At 66.8% G+C, this 15,815-nt stretch carries 14 protein-coding genes; all 14 read left to right on the top strand.

Translation table 11 applies throughout. The features are described 5' to 3' along the window. Positions 1–102 precede the first annotated feature (102 nt). Complete coding sequence (locus V6U86_RS07375; protein ID WP_334499988.1) at positions 103–1,068, top strand: NAD-dependent epimerase/dehydratase family protein; 966 nt, start codon at positions 103–105, stop codon at positions 1,066–1,068. Between the two features lie 70 nt (positions 1,069–1,138). Further along, positions 1,139–2,017 carry a GNAT family N-acetyltransferase gene (locus tag V6U86_RS07370; protein WP_334499986.1) on the top strand — a complete coding sequence of 293 codons (879 nt, stop codon included), beginning with the start codon at positions 1,139–1,141 and terminating at the stop codon, positions 2,015–2,017. Positions 2,018–2,037: 20 nt separating this feature from the next. Beyond that, positions 2,038–2,910, top strand: coding sequence for a TIM barrel protein (locus V6U86_RS07365; RefSeq protein ID WP_334499983.1), 873 nt, complete (start codon positions 2,038–2,040; stop codon positions 2,908–2,910). Positions 2,911–2,930: 20 nt separating this feature from the next. Next, entirely contained in the window at positions 2,931–4,121 is a 1,191-nt protein-coding gene (locus V6U86_RS07360; RefSeq protein ID WP_334499980.1) for a DegT/DnrJ/EryC1/StrS family aminotransferase, read from the top strand. Next, positions 4,118–5,413, top strand: a complete 1,296-nt coding sequence (locus tag V6U86_RS07355; RefSeq protein WP_334499977.1) for a M20 family metallopeptidase — start codon at positions 4,118–4,120, stop codon at positions 5,411–5,413. Before V6U86_RS07360 ends, V6U86_RS07355 begins: the two co-directional genes overlap by 4 nt. A gap of 95 nt (positions 5,414–5,508) precedes the next feature. Next, on the top strand, positions 5,509–6,387 hold the full coding sequence (locus V6U86_RS07350) for a phosphotransferase (protein ID WP_334499974.1): 879 nt from the start codon (positions 5,509–5,511) through the stop codon (positions 6,385–6,387). 2 nt (positions 6,388–6,389) lie between these two features. After that, positions 6,390–7,187 carry an inositol monophosphatase family protein gene (locus V6U86_RS07345; RefSeq protein WP_334499972.1) on the top strand — a complete coding sequence of 266 codons (798 nt, stop codon included), beginning with the start codon at positions 6,390–6,392 and terminating at the stop codon, positions 7,185–7,187. Next, on the top strand, positions 7,184–8,338 hold the full coding sequence (locus V6U86_RS07340; RefSeq protein WP_334499970.1) for a DegT/DnrJ/EryC1/StrS family aminotransferase: 1,155 nt from the start codon (positions 7,184–7,186) through the stop codon (positions 8,336–8,338). The genes V6U86_RS07345 and V6U86_RS07340 overlap by 4 nt, the downstream gene beginning before the upstream one ends. A 54-nt stretch (positions 8,339–8,392) precedes the next feature. Beyond that, on the top strand, positions 8,393–9,247 hold the full coding sequence (locus tag V6U86_RS07335; protein ID WP_334499969.1) for an LLM class flavin-dependent oxidoreductase: 855 nt from the start codon (positions 8,393–8,395) through the stop codon (positions 9,245–9,247). Next, positions 9,244–10,575 (top strand): MFS transporter, encoded by a 1,332-nt coding sequence (locus tag V6U86_RS07330; protein ID WP_334499966.1) that lies wholly within the window; start codon positions 9,244–9,246, stop codon positions 10,573–10,575. The genes V6U86_RS07335 and V6U86_RS07330 overlap by 4 nt, the downstream gene beginning before the upstream one ends. Beyond that, a complete protein-coding gene (locus V6U86_RS07325) occupies positions 10,572–11,474 on the top strand; it encodes a glycosyltransferase family 2 protein (RefSeq protein ID WP_334499963.1) in 903 nt (300 codons plus the stop codon). Before V6U86_RS07330 ends, V6U86_RS07325 begins: the two co-directional genes overlap by 4 nt. A gap of 71 nt (positions 11,475–11,545) precedes the next feature. Further along, the gene (locus V6U86_RS07320) at positions 11,546–12,892 is read left to right on the top strand and encodes a DUF6271 family protein (protein WP_334499961.1); all 1,347 of its coding nucleotides are present in this window, start codon (positions 11,546–11,548) and stop codon (positions 12,890–12,892) included. 408 nt (positions 12,893–13,300) lie between these two features. Then, a complete protein-coding gene (locus V6U86_RS07315) occupies positions 13,301–14,419 on the top strand; it encodes a ricin-type beta-trefoil lectin domain protein (protein WP_334499958.1) in 1,119 nt (372 codons plus the stop codon). 565 nt (positions 14,420–14,984) lie between these two features. Beyond that, the coding region (locus V6U86_RS07310; protein WP_334499956.1) for a non-reducing end alpha-L-arabinofuranosidase family hydrolase at positions 14,985–15,815 on the top strand (831 nt) is incomplete at its 3' end.

Here is a 15,815-nt window from a genome sequence, read left to right as displayed (position 1 = left end):
GGTCTGAATCTCCCCCCAAGGCGGCCGTCGGTCGCTCAGACGTCGCAGCCTCTGCCGAACGGCCGTAACCGACCTACACCCTCGGAGACCTCCTTGACAACGATGTCCGTGAATCTCGAATACCTGCGCAACAAGCGGGTCCTCGTCACCGGCGCCGCCGGCTTCATCGGGGGACACCTCGTCCGTCGCCTGGTGGCGCTCGGTGCGTCCGTCACTGGGCTCGACCGCAAACCGTTCGCCGATTTTCCCGGTACCCGTCACCTCATCGGTGACGTGACCACCCTTGCCCCCTCGACCGTCTGTGACCTCCAGCCGGACATCATGTTCCACCTGGCATCCGTGGTCGGCGTTTCGACAGCAGCCGCAGACGCGGGCAGCACCACAGACGTGATCCTGGGCGGAACGAGAACCGCGCTCGACGCGGCGGCGCGGGCTGGATGTCGGCACTTCGTGTTCGTGTCGTCGTCTGAGGTCTATGGGGAATCAAACGTCTTCCCCATCACCGAATCGACGCCGCATGCCCCGTTGTCGGCCTACGGCAAGGCCAAGTCTGCGGCGGAGCAGCTCGTCCGGGAGCAGGCAGCGGCACACGGCATGCGGGCGACGATCATCCGTCCTTTCAACGTGTACGGGCCGCAGCAGCGTCTCGACTTCGTCATTCCCCGTTTCGTGTCGCTGGCGCTCCGCGACGAAGCGATCACCCTCGTCGGGGACGGTCAGCAGCTTCGGACCTTCACCTACATCACGGACTTCGTCGCCGGCACTCTGGCTGCGGTGGCCGAGGGAGACGGGAGCTCAGGCATCTACAACATCTCGGGAGCCGACACCTGGAGCTTGATGGCTGTCGCCGCCGGGGTGGTGCGCACACTCGACTCCGGCAGCCAGATCGTCAACGTCGATCCGACTGAGTTGGACCGGCCGTCGCACATCGAGATCAAGCACCGGGTCGCTTCGCACCGGCTCGCCAGTCGACGCCTGGGATACGCGCCGGAAGTGCACCTGATGGACGGCATCGGCAGGGTGGCCGCGGCGATGCGAGAGTCGGCCGATCTGGTCGGGGTGAGCTGAGTTGCGGTGCCGCGAGGTGTCGATCTCGTCGTCGCGGCGTGCGCCCACGACCGCCAAGGGACTGCGAACGGTGACGGACCGACAGTCCTGGACGGCGATGGCAGCCCAGGCTGTCGGCGCCACCTTCTTCCACAGTTGGGAGTGGGCCGAGTGCGTCAGCAGAGAGTTCGGCTGGGAGCCCCATCGGCATCTGATCGACATGCCTCGCGGCCGTTGGCTGTGTCAGAGTTTCCAGACGCCGCGCGGCATCGAGTCAGCGCCCATCGGTTATGGCGGCCCACTGCCACTGTCCGCTGATACGGAAGCCGACCAGCCGGAAGCCGTTCTCCGTGCTGTGGAGGACGCACTGGGCACCTGGTTCGCGAGGATCGTCTGCTCGCCCGACCTCGGTCTGGTGCTGGATCGGCCGGGCGGCAGCGAACGCAGCACGAACGTTGTCAGCCTTGCGCCCTCCTGGGACCTCACCTGGTCGTCCGTTCTCACCGGGAACGCGCGAACCGCGACGCGCGCCTCCTGGCGCAACGGGGTCACGGTGACCCTGGTGCGGCATGCGGACGAGATAGACGGCCTCTACGACATCTACGACCAGTCGATGGAACGGGTCGGCGCCACCTACCGCACGTCTCCCGCTCTGCTGCGGTCCCTGGTGTCACTCGGGGACGACCACGTCTGGTTGTTGCGGGCCGACTGCCAGGGGCGGCCGATCGGGGTCGGCATGTTCCTCCGGCACGCACGACACCTGTTCCATTGGATCGGTGCCTACCGATCGGCGGACCGTCACCTCATGCCGACGCACGCGATCCTCGCCGCCGCACTCCGGATGGCCGTGGACCGAGGGGTCGCGACGGTCGACCTGGGTGCTTCCATGACCGCGGGCCAACGATTCGCCAAGTCGCGCTGGGGGGCCGTTGAGCGGCCCTACCTGGTGTACGAGGGGGCCGACTCGTGACTTCAGGGATCCAACCTCTCATGCCATTCTGGGGCCTGGATGTCGGCCAGCTCGACCAGCGTTGGCTCGACCGGGGGTACGGCGTCGAGGCGCTGTTGTTCCGCGCCGACGAGCTGCGTGAGCTGGCCGTGTTGGACCGCAACCTGGCGGCCGTGGCGTCGGAAGCTCCTCTGACCATGCACTTTCCGATGGACGCCAACTACCTCGAAGATCGCTGGATCCGGGACCGGTTGTACGAGTTCATCGACATCGCCCTGCGCCGTGGCGCAAGGGGGGTGGTGGTACACAGCAACTATCTGATTCCGGTGGAACGCCTGCACCGGCATGATTTCGCCTCGCTGCGAGAGCGGTTCCTCAAGGTGTTCGGCGAGGTGGACGAGCACCTCGCTGGGACTGATCTGTGGCTCGGCGTGGAGAACATGCCCTTGGTCGGTGACCTCGGTGACGACGTGGACGCCGTCTTCGTCTACCCGTCGGACTTCGCTGATCTGCGCTTCAGCAACGTCGGAATCACCTTCGACTTCGCGCACTGGGTCGGTGCCCTGGAGAGCACACACGAGGCGACCCGGTCCGACGTGCCAGCTGATGTCCTGCCGCCAGTCCAGCACTGTGAACTGCTGGACGCCACCGTCCTGCGGGACAGGCTCAAGCATCTGCATTTCGGTGCGGTGTCCGGCGTCGCGCTCCCGGTTCGCCGGTCGCAGGCCCGAGGGGGCGAAGTCCCGGGCGATGACGTGCGGTACTCCGCCCTGGCTCAGTCGCTCTGCGGTGCGGGGCTCACGATGAGCCTGGAGTTGGCCGAGGCGGATTACCACCGACGCGTGAACCTGTGGCGAGGGCTCGACTGGCTCAGTACGCGTGGCCTCGTGGCGGGCGGGCAGGCCGTGCCATGAGCGAAACGCGGTACGTTCCGATGCCAGAAACGGTTCGGGCAGCCGTGTACGACGACGCGCCCACCGCCCTGGACCTGGCACGGCTGGCTCGACAGCCACACCAGAACGCCTCGGTCGCTGCGGGCCACGCCCTTGCTCGGTACCTCGGGTCTCCCGACCCGGTGCTGCTGACGGACTCGGGCACCAGCGCACTCGTCCTGGCCCTCGAATGCCTGAACATCGGCCCGGAGGACGAGGTCCTGCTCGCCACGTTCAACTGCCCTCAGGTCATCGACGCGATCCTGGCCGTCGGCGCGGTGCCCGTGTTGATCGACAGCGATCCGGCTACCGGGGCATCCGACCCGGCCAGCATGGTCCGTGCTGTCACCGGCCGTACGCGCGCGATCGTCCTGACCCATCAGTTCGGCGCGGTGGCCAGCAGCACCAGCGAACTGGTCGACCTGGCGCGGGAGATGTCGATACCCGTCGTCGACGACGCGGCGCAGGCCCTGGGCGCGAGCCTGCACGGCGTCCCGGCGGGCCGGCTGGGTGACGTTGGTGTGCTGAGCTTCGGGCGGACCAAGCCGGTGAACTGTTTCGGCGGCGGCGCGCTGCTCCTGACGTCCCACCTCCAGCCGCCGCGACTGCCTCCGCCTGAACGGACTTCTGTCGGTCGGGCGGCGTTGCGGTTGCGGTACGAGCGTTTTCTGCGCTCGCGAGGCTCTGCGCTGCGGCGTCAACTATCGCGTGTGCTCGCACCGCGTCCACTCCTGGACGACGTCGCCGAGGCACTGGCGGCCAGGCCCGAGGGAGTGGCTCCGCCCACGGCGATGGCTCCGGCGTCGGCCGTGCTGCTGCGCGACCGGGTCCGCCGACTGTCGAGGGACGTGCTGCGGTGGCGCCACCGGGCGGAAACCCTTGCCGAACTGATCGGGGACCTTCCGGTCGGGCTGCCACCCGTGCGGGGCGAACAGTGGTCAGGGGCTTCCTTCGTGCTCCGTGTGGCGCCCGAGCACCGATGGCCGCTGGGGGCCTTCCTCGGTCAGCACGGCTTCCAGACCAGTTGGGTGCACTATCCGCTGCATCGTCAAAGGCGCTATGCCAGGTACGCGAACCAGGCGTATCCCGGTGCCGAACACCTGTGGCGGCGAACCCTCTTGATCCCCTGCCGCTCCCTCACACCCACCCAGCGCGTACACCTTGCCGCCTCGATTCGGGAGTACCACGGATGATGACGCGACAACTCGATCGAGACGTCGACCAACTGGTCGAGCGGGACCGCGACCTGCTGGTAGAGCTGACCACCGAGCTCATCGGATGCCGTCCGACGTACGTGGGCCCGGCGGCGGGCATCCGGAGGGCGCAGAGCGTCATGAGCAGCGCGCTGCGTGACGCTGGCATGCGGATGGTCGATGTTCCTGCGGCCACCAACCTGCGGCACCATCCCCTCTACGTCGGCGTGGAGGAGTGGGCAGACGACTTCGCTGGTTACGAGCCGGGCGTACATCCGCTCGTCGTCGGCCGGGTGGACGTCGACCCCGCGCTGCCCACGCTGGCGCTGAGCGGTCACATCGACGTGGAGCCTGTGGACGAGCAGGAGTGGACGGATCCGGTACTCGCCGGGGGACGCCTCCGCGATGGCGCGGTCTTCGGCCGCGGTGCCTCCGACATGCTGGGCGCGCTCGCGGCCTACACCGTCGCCGTACGTGCCGCGCTACGTCTGGGTGGCCCCTCGGTCAATCTGGAGGTGCACAGCGTTCCCGACGAAGAGTTGGGCGGCAACGGAACGTTGGCCCTGCTGGCCGCGCATCCCGCTCCGGAGTACGTGCTTATCGGAGAGCCGACGTCCATGCGGATCTGCGAGGCGACCCTCGGTTTTCACCACTTTGTTCTCGACGTGGAGGGCCGGCGTACCCATATGGCGGAGTCCTCTGGCGCGGACTCGGCCATCGAGCGTGCGGCGGCGGCGCTCACCGCCGTCGCCACGACCAGGCACGTTCTCGCCGATCGCATCCGGAGCAGTCCGGGGTTCGCGGGGTACGACAGCAATCCGCTGGCGATCGGCAAGATCATCGGAGGGTCCGACGCGGCGGTTCCTCCGCTGTCCTGCCAGGTCGAGGGCGTGGCCTTCTCGGCCCCCGCGATGTCCACCGGTGATGTGCGTGAACTGTTGGCCGCCGTGTTGCGCGAGCGAGGGCCGGAGCAGGTAGTGCCCCGACTCACCCGGATGTCGTTTCCGGGAAACCCCCCGTCCACCGATCGTCGGCTTTCGAACGCGCTGTCGGTTTCCCTCCGCTCGACCGGAGGCAGGCCGGAGTGGACGGGCTTCCCGTCCCCCTGCGACCTGCGGCTCTACCACGCCCTCGGCGCCTCGGGGGTGGTCTGTGGGCCGGGTGACCTCGCGCAGGCGCACGCGCCCGACGAACATGTCGAGGTGGAGGCGCTCGTCGCCTTCGCTAAGGTGATCACGAAGCTGATCATCAATTTCACTGCCGACAATTCATCAGAGGAAGTTGCGCCATGACGGAACCACGACTCCACGCGACGGTCGAGATTCGGGAGGAGGTGGTTCGGGAGTTGTTCGCCGGCCACGGCCTCACTGTCGTCAGCGTAACGCCGATGAGTGGCGGGATCATCAATACCAACATCCGGGTCGACTGCACGGACCAGCCTTACCTGTTGCGTGTCTACCAGGCCGAGCGCAGCATCGACGAAATCGAGTTCGAGTTGTCGGCCCTGCGGCGTCTTACCGCCGCCGGAATTCCGGTGCAGCGCCCGATCGATACGGTCGGCAGCCGACCGATGGCCTTGGATGAACGCCTGTACACGATTCTGACGTTCGTCGAGGGCGAGGTCATGGACGAGGCTGACCTCTCGCCGGCCATCGGCAAACAGATGGGCCGAATACTCGGTGACATGCAGAACGCCCTGGAAGGCTTCGTGCCTGCCGGCCAGAAGGCGCGCTGCGACGTCGACTTCATCGACAATCTTGTGCAGGAGTCGGTCGACACCCTCGAGGCTCGGGCCGAAAAGCCGTTCGCCGAGCGGATCGCTGCCGCGTGGCAGCGTGCCCGGGAGCCGTTCGTCGCGGACGAGCTGCCGCTCGGGCTGGTGCACGCCGACCTCTACCCAGGCAACGTCATCGTGCAGAACGGAACGGTGGTCGGCGTCATCGACTTCGACGACGCCTACTACGGCACCCAGTTCTTCGACGTGGCGATCGCCGCGATGGAGTTCGCGTTCCGCGGCGACGTCGACCTGGACATCGAGATCGTCCGGGACTTCGTCTCGGCGTACGAGTCGGCCCGGCCGAAGGTCGACGACAATTTGCTGCTGGACGCCATGTTGCTCAATTGCTTCCGATTCTTTGGTTACACCCTGCCGTTGACGACAGCGGCCGACGAGCCGGTGGAAGGCAATGTATACGCCCAGCGCATCGCCCTGTTCGATGATTCGGACTTCAGGAAAGAGATGCTCGACCAACTCGGAAGGCGTTGACCGTGGGTGGCTATCGGTACCCCGTCGAAGAACTGCTGCAGCTCGTCAACGAACTGGGTGAAAAGGCGTTACAGGCGCACTCCGCAGGCATCGCCACTCGGCGAAAGCCGGACCGCACGGTGGTCACCGAGATGGACGTCTACATCGAGGACAGGCTGTTCGAGTTTGTCCGTACGCATTTCCCCGATGACGGATTCGCCGGAGAGGAGGGTAGGGCCGTCACATCCCGCTCCGGGCGGGTCTGGTTGGTCGATCCCATCGATGGCACCCAGCAGTACGTGCGCGGCCAGGACTTCTGGGGCATTCTCGTGGCCTGTGTCGCGGACGATGTCCCCGACCTCGGGGTCATAGCTCACCCCGCCCGGCGCGACCTGGTATGGGCGGAGCGGGGAAAGGGTTGTCACTCCCGCACCCAGGCAGGGGAAGAGCAGTTACGCACGTCCCTGGTGGACCGGATTGAGGACGCGTACGTCCTGCACAACGGTATCGACTTCGCCTGCCGGACGGGCAAGCTCGACCAGCTGCGCCGCATCGTGCGTACGGCCGAGGCCGAGCGCGGCTACGCGGATTCCTTCGGCCACACCGAGGTCATCCGTGGTCGCGCCGACGTAATGATCGATTTCCTCGCGGAGCCGCACGACATCGCGGCGGTCGCAGTCTGCGTCGCGGAAGCGGGAGGCTCCTGGTCCGGCCTGACCCGACAGGACTCCGTCCACCAGCCGGGGCCTGTGTCGGTGACCGCCAATGGTCATCTTGGCTCCCTGGTGTCCGCCGAGTTGGCCGGGACGGTGCAGTCATGACCCACAAGGTTCCCTTCCACCGGGTGATCGTCACCGACGATGAGGTTGAGGCGGTGGTGCGGACGCTGCGATCCGGTTGGCTGACCACCGGTCCACAGGTGCGCGAGTTCGAGGCGGAGTTCGCCCGTGCCGTCGGCGTCGAGGACGCCATCGCTGTCTCGTCCGGTACCGCGGCGCTGCATCTCCTGCTACTGGCCGCTGGCATCGGGCCCGGCGACGAGGTGATCGTTCCCACGATGACCTTCACCGCCACCGCGGCCACCGTCGCTCATGTCGGCGCACGACCGGTGCTCGCCGATGTCGACCCCGACTCGCTGATGCTGACCGGTGCGGAGGTCGAACGCCGAATGACCGACCGGACCCGGGCGGTGTTGATGGTTCACTTCGCCGGACTGCTCGGGGACATGAAGGACATCGCGGCCGCCGTCGCCCCGTCCTGCCTGGTGTTCGAGGACGCGGCGCATGCCCTTCCGGCCCGCCGCGACGGACGACACGCCGGCACCACCAGCGACGGTGCCGCCTTCAGCTTCTACGCCACGAAGACGCTCAGCGCGGGCGAGGGAGGAATGGTGATCCTCCCAGAGCGTGAGCAGGCTGCCCGTGCTCGGAAGCTGTTGCTGCACGGGATGAGCAAAGGCGCGCTGGATCGGTACGGCTCGGGGTCGTGGCGGTACGACATCGAGGATCTCGGCTTCAAGTACAACCTGACGGACATGGCGGCAGCGTTGGGCCGTGAGCAGTTGATCACGCTGGAGGCGCGACGCAGCGCTCGCCGGGCGATCGTCGAATCCTACGACTCGGCGTTCGCGAGTCATCCGGCTCTTGAGCTGCCGAAACGACTCGACGAGGAGTCGCACAGCTGGCACCTGTACGTACTCAAGCTCAACCTCGATCGCCTCACCTGCTCTCGTGACTCGTTCCTCGACCAGTTGAGGGAGCGTGGCATCGGGGCCAACGTTCACTTCATACCCTTGCACCTGCACTCCGCGTACCAACGCCGCTACGGCTACCGTCCCGGCGACTTTCCGCAGGCGGAAGCGGAGTTCCAGCGGATGATCTCGTTGCCCCTCTGGCCCGGGATGACGGAGCGGGATGTCGACGCGGTGACGAGCGCCGTACTGGATATCGCGGCAGCCGAATTGAAGCGGTGACGTCGCGGACGGCCAGAGCTCGGGAGACAGGGGCGATACGTGCAGTGCGGCTTGATGGTGTCCACGGTCGGCGAGTACGCGAATCCGAACGTGCTGGTGTCGCTGGCCGTCGAGGCCGAGGCGCACGGATGGCAGGGGTTCTTCCTCAACGACTACCTGCTATACCGGCGGGATCCTCCGATAGCGGTCACGGACACCTGGGTCGCGATGGCCGCCATCGCCGCGAAGACCAGGAGCATCGTGATCGGGCCCATGGTCACCGCCCTGGCACGCCGCGACCCGTGGATCGTGGCGAAGCAACTCGTGGCACTCCAGCAGCTCGCCCCTGGGCGCGTCAGATTCGGGGCGGGAGTGGGAGGCCCCGCTGACGCGGATTTCGGCGCCTTCGGTCACGAGACGTCGTACAACGGTCGGCGGGACCGAATGGTGGAGGCGCTGGGGCTCCTACGGCAGTTTCTGAATGGCATACCGGCTCGCCAGGTGGGCACCTTCCATCGGGTGGAAGCGGTTCGGTTGTTGCCCCTCCCGACAACGCCCATACCGGTCTGGGTCGGCGGCTACTGGCCGGGCCGATCCGTCCTTCGCCTGGCCGGGATGGTGGACGGTGTGTTCCCGGAGAAGCGGGACGGCCATCTCACCCCTGACGACGTCACTCGGATACGTACCACTCTGGACGGCGACGCGCGATTTCAGGGATCGAAGGTCGAGTTGATTGTCGAGGGCCGGACCGACCCGGACGGGCCGGGAGCCGCCGGATTCGCGGAGGCGGGAGCCGACTGGTTCCTGGAGTACGTCGGATGGCGCCGAGGAGGGCTGGCGACAGCGTTCGAACGCATTCGACAGGGACCAGCCGGTGATGGAGCACGGACACCCGTGCTCCCGGCAAAACCGTGCGGGGAGGGCGAGTGAAGGTCTTTGACGACGCAGCGACGCGGCTGCGGAACCGGTGGGCCCGCGCAGCGCTGATTTCGGTGTTCTTCGTCAACGGCGTACTGGGCGGCAGCTTCGCCGTCCGGTTGCCCGCCCTGATGGATCGCATGGATGCTGACACCGGTTCGCTGGGACTGGCATTCACCGCCAGCGTCGTCGCGGCGCTGGCCACCATGCAACTGTCTGGTTGGTCCGTGACCCGGTTCGGCAGCCGACTGGTCACCCGGGTCAGCGTTGTGCTGTTCTGCCTGATCACGTCGATACTGCCGCTGGCGCCATCGGTGCCGGTGTTCGCAACCTTGATGGTGCTGTTCGGTACGTTCGGCGGAGCGCTCGGGGTCGCCATGAACGCCCAGGCCGTGGTCTTGGAGACCGCGTACGGCCGGCCGGTGATTTCTGGCCTACACGCCATGTACAGCGTCGGTGGGGTCGTCGCTGCGCTGGTCGGTGCGGGGGCCGCTCGCATCGGGGTGGCGCCTGCCGTGCACATCGCCGTAGTGGCAGTGGTCTCCGCGGCTGTGGTGACGACGCTGGGCGGGCGGCTGCTGGTCAACGACAACTTGACCGCGCCGGGTACCGCCGGCATCGGGGCCGACCGCCCCGGCGAAGCTACCGGTGCCGGTAAGGGTGGTCGCGCTCCGCGGCTGCTGGTGTTGTCGCTGGGAGCGATCGCCTTCTGCTTCTATCTGAGCGAAGCCGCGGTGGACGACTGGAGCGCCATCTACCTGAATCGGTCCCTGGGAACGTCGACGAGCGTCGCGGCGCTCGGTTACGGCGCGTTCTCCGTGGTGATGGCGGTGGGTCGACTGTTCGGCGACAGGGTCGTGGCGGTGCTGGGCCGGGTCCGATCGGTCCGGCTCGGCGCGCTGGTCGCCGGCGGCGGATTGACGCTTGGCCTACTGGTCGACCAGCCGGTCGCTGCCATCGTCGCGTTCGGTGTGTTCGGCCTGGGGATGTGCGTGGTGGCTCCGGTCACCTACAGCGCCACCGGAAACCTGGAAGGGATCGACAGGGGTAAGGCCATTGCCCAGGTGACGCTCATCGGCTACTGCGGCCTGCTGGTCGGGCCGGCATTGATCGGTGTGGTCGGCCAGTGGGTCAGCATCCGGGGAGCCCTGGTCATCCCGGCCGCACTGGCGCTGGCCATCGCTCTGCTAGCCAACGCAGTAGGGCCACAGGCGGTCGTGGCCGGTGGGTCGGAGCCACCACCCGAGACGCGGCCAGAGGTGTGGCAGCCCGGCGATGCCGCCGGGCCGAACGAGGTCGATAACGGGAAACAAACGGTACTCCAGAAGGAGCGACGGTGACCTCTGCTTACGACGGTGGATCGGTACCGGTGACGGTCCTGATCACGACCTACAACCGCAAGGAAATCGTCCGCGAGGCGGTCGAGTCCGCGCTGGGCCAGACCCTGCGGAACATCGACGTGCTGGTGGTGGACGACGGCTCGACCGACGGCACCGCTGGCGACCTGACTGACCGCTACGGTCACGACCCGCGACTGCGGATCGTCGGTCGGCCCAACGGCGGAGCACCCGCCGCCCGCAACACCGGCCTGGACCACGCCCACGGCGAGTTCCTGGCGCTGCTGGACAGCGACGACCTGTGGGAGCCGGGCTATCTGGAGAGCCAGTTGGGCGTGTTCGCCGCCGACCCGACAGCCGACCTGGTCATCAACGACGGAGTCTGCGAAGAGCCGGACGGTACGGTCCGTAGGCTTTCCGACTATCCGAGGTGGACGCTGCCGAATTCGATTGAGGCGCTGTGTCGGGGCACCTGGATCCTGCCGAGTCTGACAGTCGTGCGGACGGAGGCGGCCCGGAAGGTCGGGTTTGACGTCACGGTCCAGTATTGCGACGACACCGATTTCATCTGGCGCTTCGTCGAAGCGGGATACCGCGTCGCCGGAAACCCGGTCGCCATGGCGCGCTACCGAGCGGTCTGCCAGGGGCAGACGCCCGACGAGCCGCAGATCAGCGCTGACGAGGACAAGCTGCTGCTGGCGACGTACGACGTCTGGAAGCGCTATCAGGACAAGTATCCCGACATCTTTGACCGCGGATTTGACTTCCATTCGGAGTACGCACAGCGGCTGTTGCGCCGCGGGCGCGGCGTCGAAGCTGCCTGGCACGTTGAGCAGATGCTCCGCGACCGACCGACGGACCCGGAGGCGTTGCGGCTGGCAGCTGCGGTGGGCGTCCGCTAGGGGCACCCTCCGCGCCGCCCTGACCAGTCACGGCGGTACGTCTGGCCCGACTTCACAGACAAGGGACTGACATGGTCACCTCGCTTCAAGCTGAACCCGCATTCGAATCATCGGTCTTCTTCATCCCCACCAACCGGGACTGCTCCTCGGCAGCGAACAGCTACCTGACCGAGCTGGAATTCGCGCGACAGAGATTTGGTAGATCGATCCCGCTGGTGGTGTCCGAGACTGACCAGGGGCCGTACGTCCCGACCAACGCCCGGACCCTCGCAGAACTGGCGAACAAGCATCCGGACCAGCGGATCCATCACCTGACAGTTGATCTCCAGCGAACCTATTTCGAACAGCTCTTCGTAGGCGAGCCGGCGGCGGTCAAGGACATGTTCCTGTCCCAGCAGCGCAACTACGGAATAGCGATGAACAAGCTCTACCTGATGACGGTGTCGTTCGGAGCGGATGCGCTGCACCGGCGCGACTCGGACACCCGGCTACTGCAGGAAGAGGTGCCCGAGGCCGCCGGGCAGTATCCGATCGAGTTGGAACTGACCTATCTCGGACGGCCGGTGGGCGAGTTGGACGTGCCGATACCCGCCGGAGCGGAGGGCGTGAAGGACGCACCGATCTGCGTGGTGGGGGGCAACTACTTCGGCGAGTGGAACCTGGACGTCAAGGACTTCGCCAGTCGGTCGTACGAGATCATCTACCGCTTGTACGAGATTCTCGGCTTCGACCTCGACAAGGTGGTCGACCTGGTCCACGAGGTGTTTCCGGCCGAGCAGGTCTACGACGGGCGGGACGTGCGTACCCTGCTGTTGGTTCCCAATGAGGGCGCGAATCCCGACTGCGGCAACGTGGCAATCACCCGAATCCACGAGCTGCTGCCCAACACCCCCAGCCGGAACAACCCGGCCGCGGACTACTTCAGCTTCGACTCGGCGATGGCGTTGGGCATCCCGTCCCTGCACCATACGCGGACGGTCTTCCACGAATACCACTCCGGGCGGTTCGATCCAGACCAGAAGCAGCTGTACTGGGAAGGCGTGGCCCGATTCGCCGACTACTTCAACGTCTACGGGCCGCTGTTCGAGCCGAACTCCGTCGGCCGGGCCGATGCCTCGGCCGCGCAGCTGCTCCCTCCGGATGTGCGGTCCGCGCTCAGTCGAGCAATCAGCGCGATTCCCGGGACCGCCCGGGAATCCCGAGTGGCGCGGATCAAGACCATGGCCGAGGAGGTGCTCATACCGTTCGACGACCGGTACGCGCGAGTAGGCAAGCACCTGGTGGCGAACGCCGATCGGTATGTGCGGGAGGCGGACGAGGACTACGCGAAGCATCAACTGTTGATGGACCGGTGGCCGGCGATCATCGAGCGGGCCCGGAACATTGATCTGGTAAAGCTGGCACCGCCGCTGCGGTGAGCCGCGCCGTGATCCTGGTCATGCGCGTTTGTCGATGCCGTGGCCGGATCGTTCAGGCGCTGGACGGGCATCCGGTCCCGCCGCGGGTCCGATCTTCATGATCGAACCTGGGCGGGGCCGGATGCCCGTCTGACAACCCACGTGCCGGGGCGATCGGCTGATCAGCCGAAGCAGTTGGGCGCCCTCCTGGCCGCACCGTCGTGCTCACCCGCATCAGCGGCGTTCAGCAGGCAAACCCTGACCGCCCGCGCGCTTGACGTGGGCCAAATCAGCTAGAAGAATTTACATGAATCGCTGTTAGCGTTAACAAACCCGTCCCAGTGCTGCGACGGCATCGTCATGCCGGTGTGGGGACAGTCGCGACGGCCTGACTCCTCGGTCAGCACTACCACTGCAGGGGAGAAATCTATGCGAACGAGGGCAAGATGGCTCGCGGCGACCGCCGCACTTGGTGTCGTCCTCGCCGGGGTGCTGACCTCGACCAGCCCGGCCAGCGCGGAATCCAACGGCGGAGTACGGGTGATGCCACTCGGCGACTCCATCACCGAGGGCACCCAGGTGCCGGGCGGGTACCGCATCGGGCTCTGGCAGCGCCTCGCCAGCGGGCGGTACACCGTGGACTTCGTCGGCTCGCAGTTCAACGGGCCAGGCAGCCTGGGTGACCACGACCACCAGGGGCATCCCGGCTGGCGCATCGACCAGATCGACGCGAACATCGTCAACTGGCTGAACACCCAACGGCCGCGGACCGTCCTGCTGCACATCGGCACCAACGACATCCTTCAGAACTACAACGTGAGCACCGCGCCGAACCGGCTCTCCACCCTGATCGACCGGATCACCGCTACGGCTCCCAGCGCGGACGTGTTCGTCGCGCAGATCATCCCGCTCTCCAACAGCAACCAGGAGGCGGCCGCCCGCACCTTCAACGCGGCGATCCCCGGCATCGTGCAGAGCAAGGTGAACGCCGGCAAGCGGGTGCACCTGGTCGACATGCACAGCGCCCTCAGCACCGCCGACCTGATCGACGGCATTCACCCCACCTCCGGCGGCTACGACAAGATGGCCGCCCGCTGGTACAGCGCGTTGCAGTCGGTTCCCGGCAGTATCGGCGACCCGAGCAGTGGCGGCGGCGGCGGACAGACCACGGCGATCGTGGGTGCGTTGTCCGGTCGCTGCGTCGACGTCCCCGGGTCCTCGACCACCAACGGCCTCCAGGTGCAGTTGTGGGACTGTCACGGCCGCACCAACCAGCAGTGGACCTACACGAGTGGCAAGGCGCTGACCGTGTACGGCAACAAGTGCCTCGACGCGGCCGGTTATGGCACCTCTCCGGGCACCCTGGTCACCATCTACGACTGCCACGGCGGAACGAACCAGCAGTGGAACGTCAACGCCAACGGCACCATCACCGGCGTGCAGTCGGGTCTCTGCCTGGACCCCTACAACGTCGGCACTGGCAACGGCACGAAGCTCGTCCTCTGGACCTGCACCGGCCAGACCAACCAGCAGTGGAGCCGCCGATAGCTCGTGCGGTCACGCCCACCCGGGGCCTCCGGCGCACAGCGTCGGCGGCCCCGGGTGGCGCTGCGCGTGATGCCGACCAGGACGCCCGCGGTGACGACCAGGTCGAGGGCCGGGCCAGCGCGTGGGTAGCGCGGGGTGCCGCAGCCGGTCGACGAGCCGGGCCTGACTCTGCCGGCGCACCGGCAATGGGCAAACGTGAATGTTAACGCGCGCACACCGCCCTCCTCAAGGATTCGGCCCTGGCCTGCGCCGGGATCTGGGGCGACGCCTGCGGGAGGTCGGTGGGCGGCGGTTCCCCTCAAGATCCATGGTTCGACAACCGCAGATGTTCCCAGCACGTTACGTCTTGACGAACGGCATGTTATCGCTCACAGTCGATGCCTAAGGACGACGACACCTTGGCTTTCCGGGCAAGCCCTGCCTCGTCGATCTCGCTTCAGGCGTGCGCTCGGGCTCGCCGGCGTCTTGTTAACGCTAACTTGCTGACGCCTGCGCGCTCGACCACGCGTCGCGGTACGCCCACCCTCGGGCAGGCCGTTCGGCTCTTGGTCACTGGAGGAGGATCATGTCTGCCCTCGATAGGTCTCCATCGACAGCAACGCCGTCGCGGCGGCGACGCTGGTGGTTGCCCCGTCTCCTCGCCGCCAGCGCAGCGGCGCTGATGGTCGGTGGCACTGCCGTAGCGGTGGTGTCGTCACCCGCCGCCGCGGCGAGTGTCGACACGAGCGCGTGGTACGTGTTGATCAACCGCAACAGCGGCAAGGCCCTGGACGTGTACAACCTGGCCACGAATGACGGTGCCCGGATCACGCAGTGGGCCCGCAACAACGGCAACCAGCAGCAGTGGCAGTTCGTCGACTCTGGTGGTGGCTACTACCGGGTGAAGTCGCGGCTGTCCAACAAGGTGCTGGACGTCTCGGGCTTCTCGACCGCCAATGGCGCCAGCATCGTGCAGTGGACCGATAACAACAGCACCAACCAGCAGTTCCGGTTGGCCGACTCGGACAGCGGCTACGTCCGGTTGATCAATCGGAACAGCAACAAGGTGATGGAGGTGCAGGGCGCCTCGACCGCCGACGGCGGAAACATCGTGCAGTACGACGACTGGAACGGCGCGAACCAGCAGTGGCAGTTCGTCCGCGTCGGCGGTGGAACCGACCCCACCACGCCGCCGCCGACCGGCACCTGCGACCTGCCGTCGACGTACCGGTGGTCGTCGACGGGCGCGCTGGCGCAGCCGAGGTCGGGTTGGGCGTCGTTGAAGGACTTCACGGTGGCTCCGTACAACGGTCAGCAGTTGGTCTACGCCACCACCCACGACTTCGGGTCCAGCTGGGGTTCGATGAATTTCGGGTTGTTCTCGAATTATTCGCAGATGGGTTCGGCGAGTCAGAAC

The organism is Micromonospora sp. CPCC 205558, assembly GCF_036902955.1.
GTDB lineage: Bacteria > Actinomycetota > Actinomycetes > Mycobacteriales > Micromonosporaceae > Micromonospora.
This window is presented reverse-complemented; position numbering and strand designations above follow the sequence as displayed.

Coding starts and splice junctions, on each gene's coding strand:
- V6U86_RS07375 (WP_334499988.1), top strand. CDS start 103: ATGTCCGTGAATCTCGAATACCTGCGCAACAAGCGGGTCCTCGTCACC.
- V6U86_RS07365 (WP_334499983.1), top strand. CDS start 2,038: ATGCCATTCTGGGGCCTGGATGTCGGCCAGCTCGACCAGCGTTGGCTC.
- V6U86_RS07360 (WP_334499980.1), top strand. CDS start 2,931: ATGCCAGAAACGGTTCGGGCAGCCGTGTACGACGACGCGCCCACCGCC.
- V6U86_RS07355 (WP_334499977.1), top strand. CDS start 4,118: ATGATGACGCGACAACTCGATCGAGACGTCGACCAACTGGTCGAGCGG.
- V6U86_RS07350 (WP_334499974.1), top strand. CDS start 5,509: ATGAGTGGCGGGATCATCAATACCAACATCCGGGTCGACTGCACGGAC.
- V6U86_RS07340 (WP_334499970.1), top strand. CDS start 7,184: ATGACCCACAAGGTTCCCTTCCACCGGGTGATCGTCACCGACGATGAG.
- V6U86_RS07335 (WP_334499969.1), top strand. CDS start 8,393: ATGGTGTCCACGGTCGGCGAGTACGCGAATCCGAACGTGCTGGTGTCG.
- V6U86_RS07320 (WP_334499961.1), top strand. CDS start 11,546: ATGGTCACCTCGCTTCAAGCTGAACCCGCATTCGAATCATCGGTCTTC.
- V6U86_RS07315 (WP_334499958.1), top strand. CDS start 13,301: ATGCGAACGAGGGCAAGATGGCTCGCGGCGACCGCCGCACTTGGTGTC.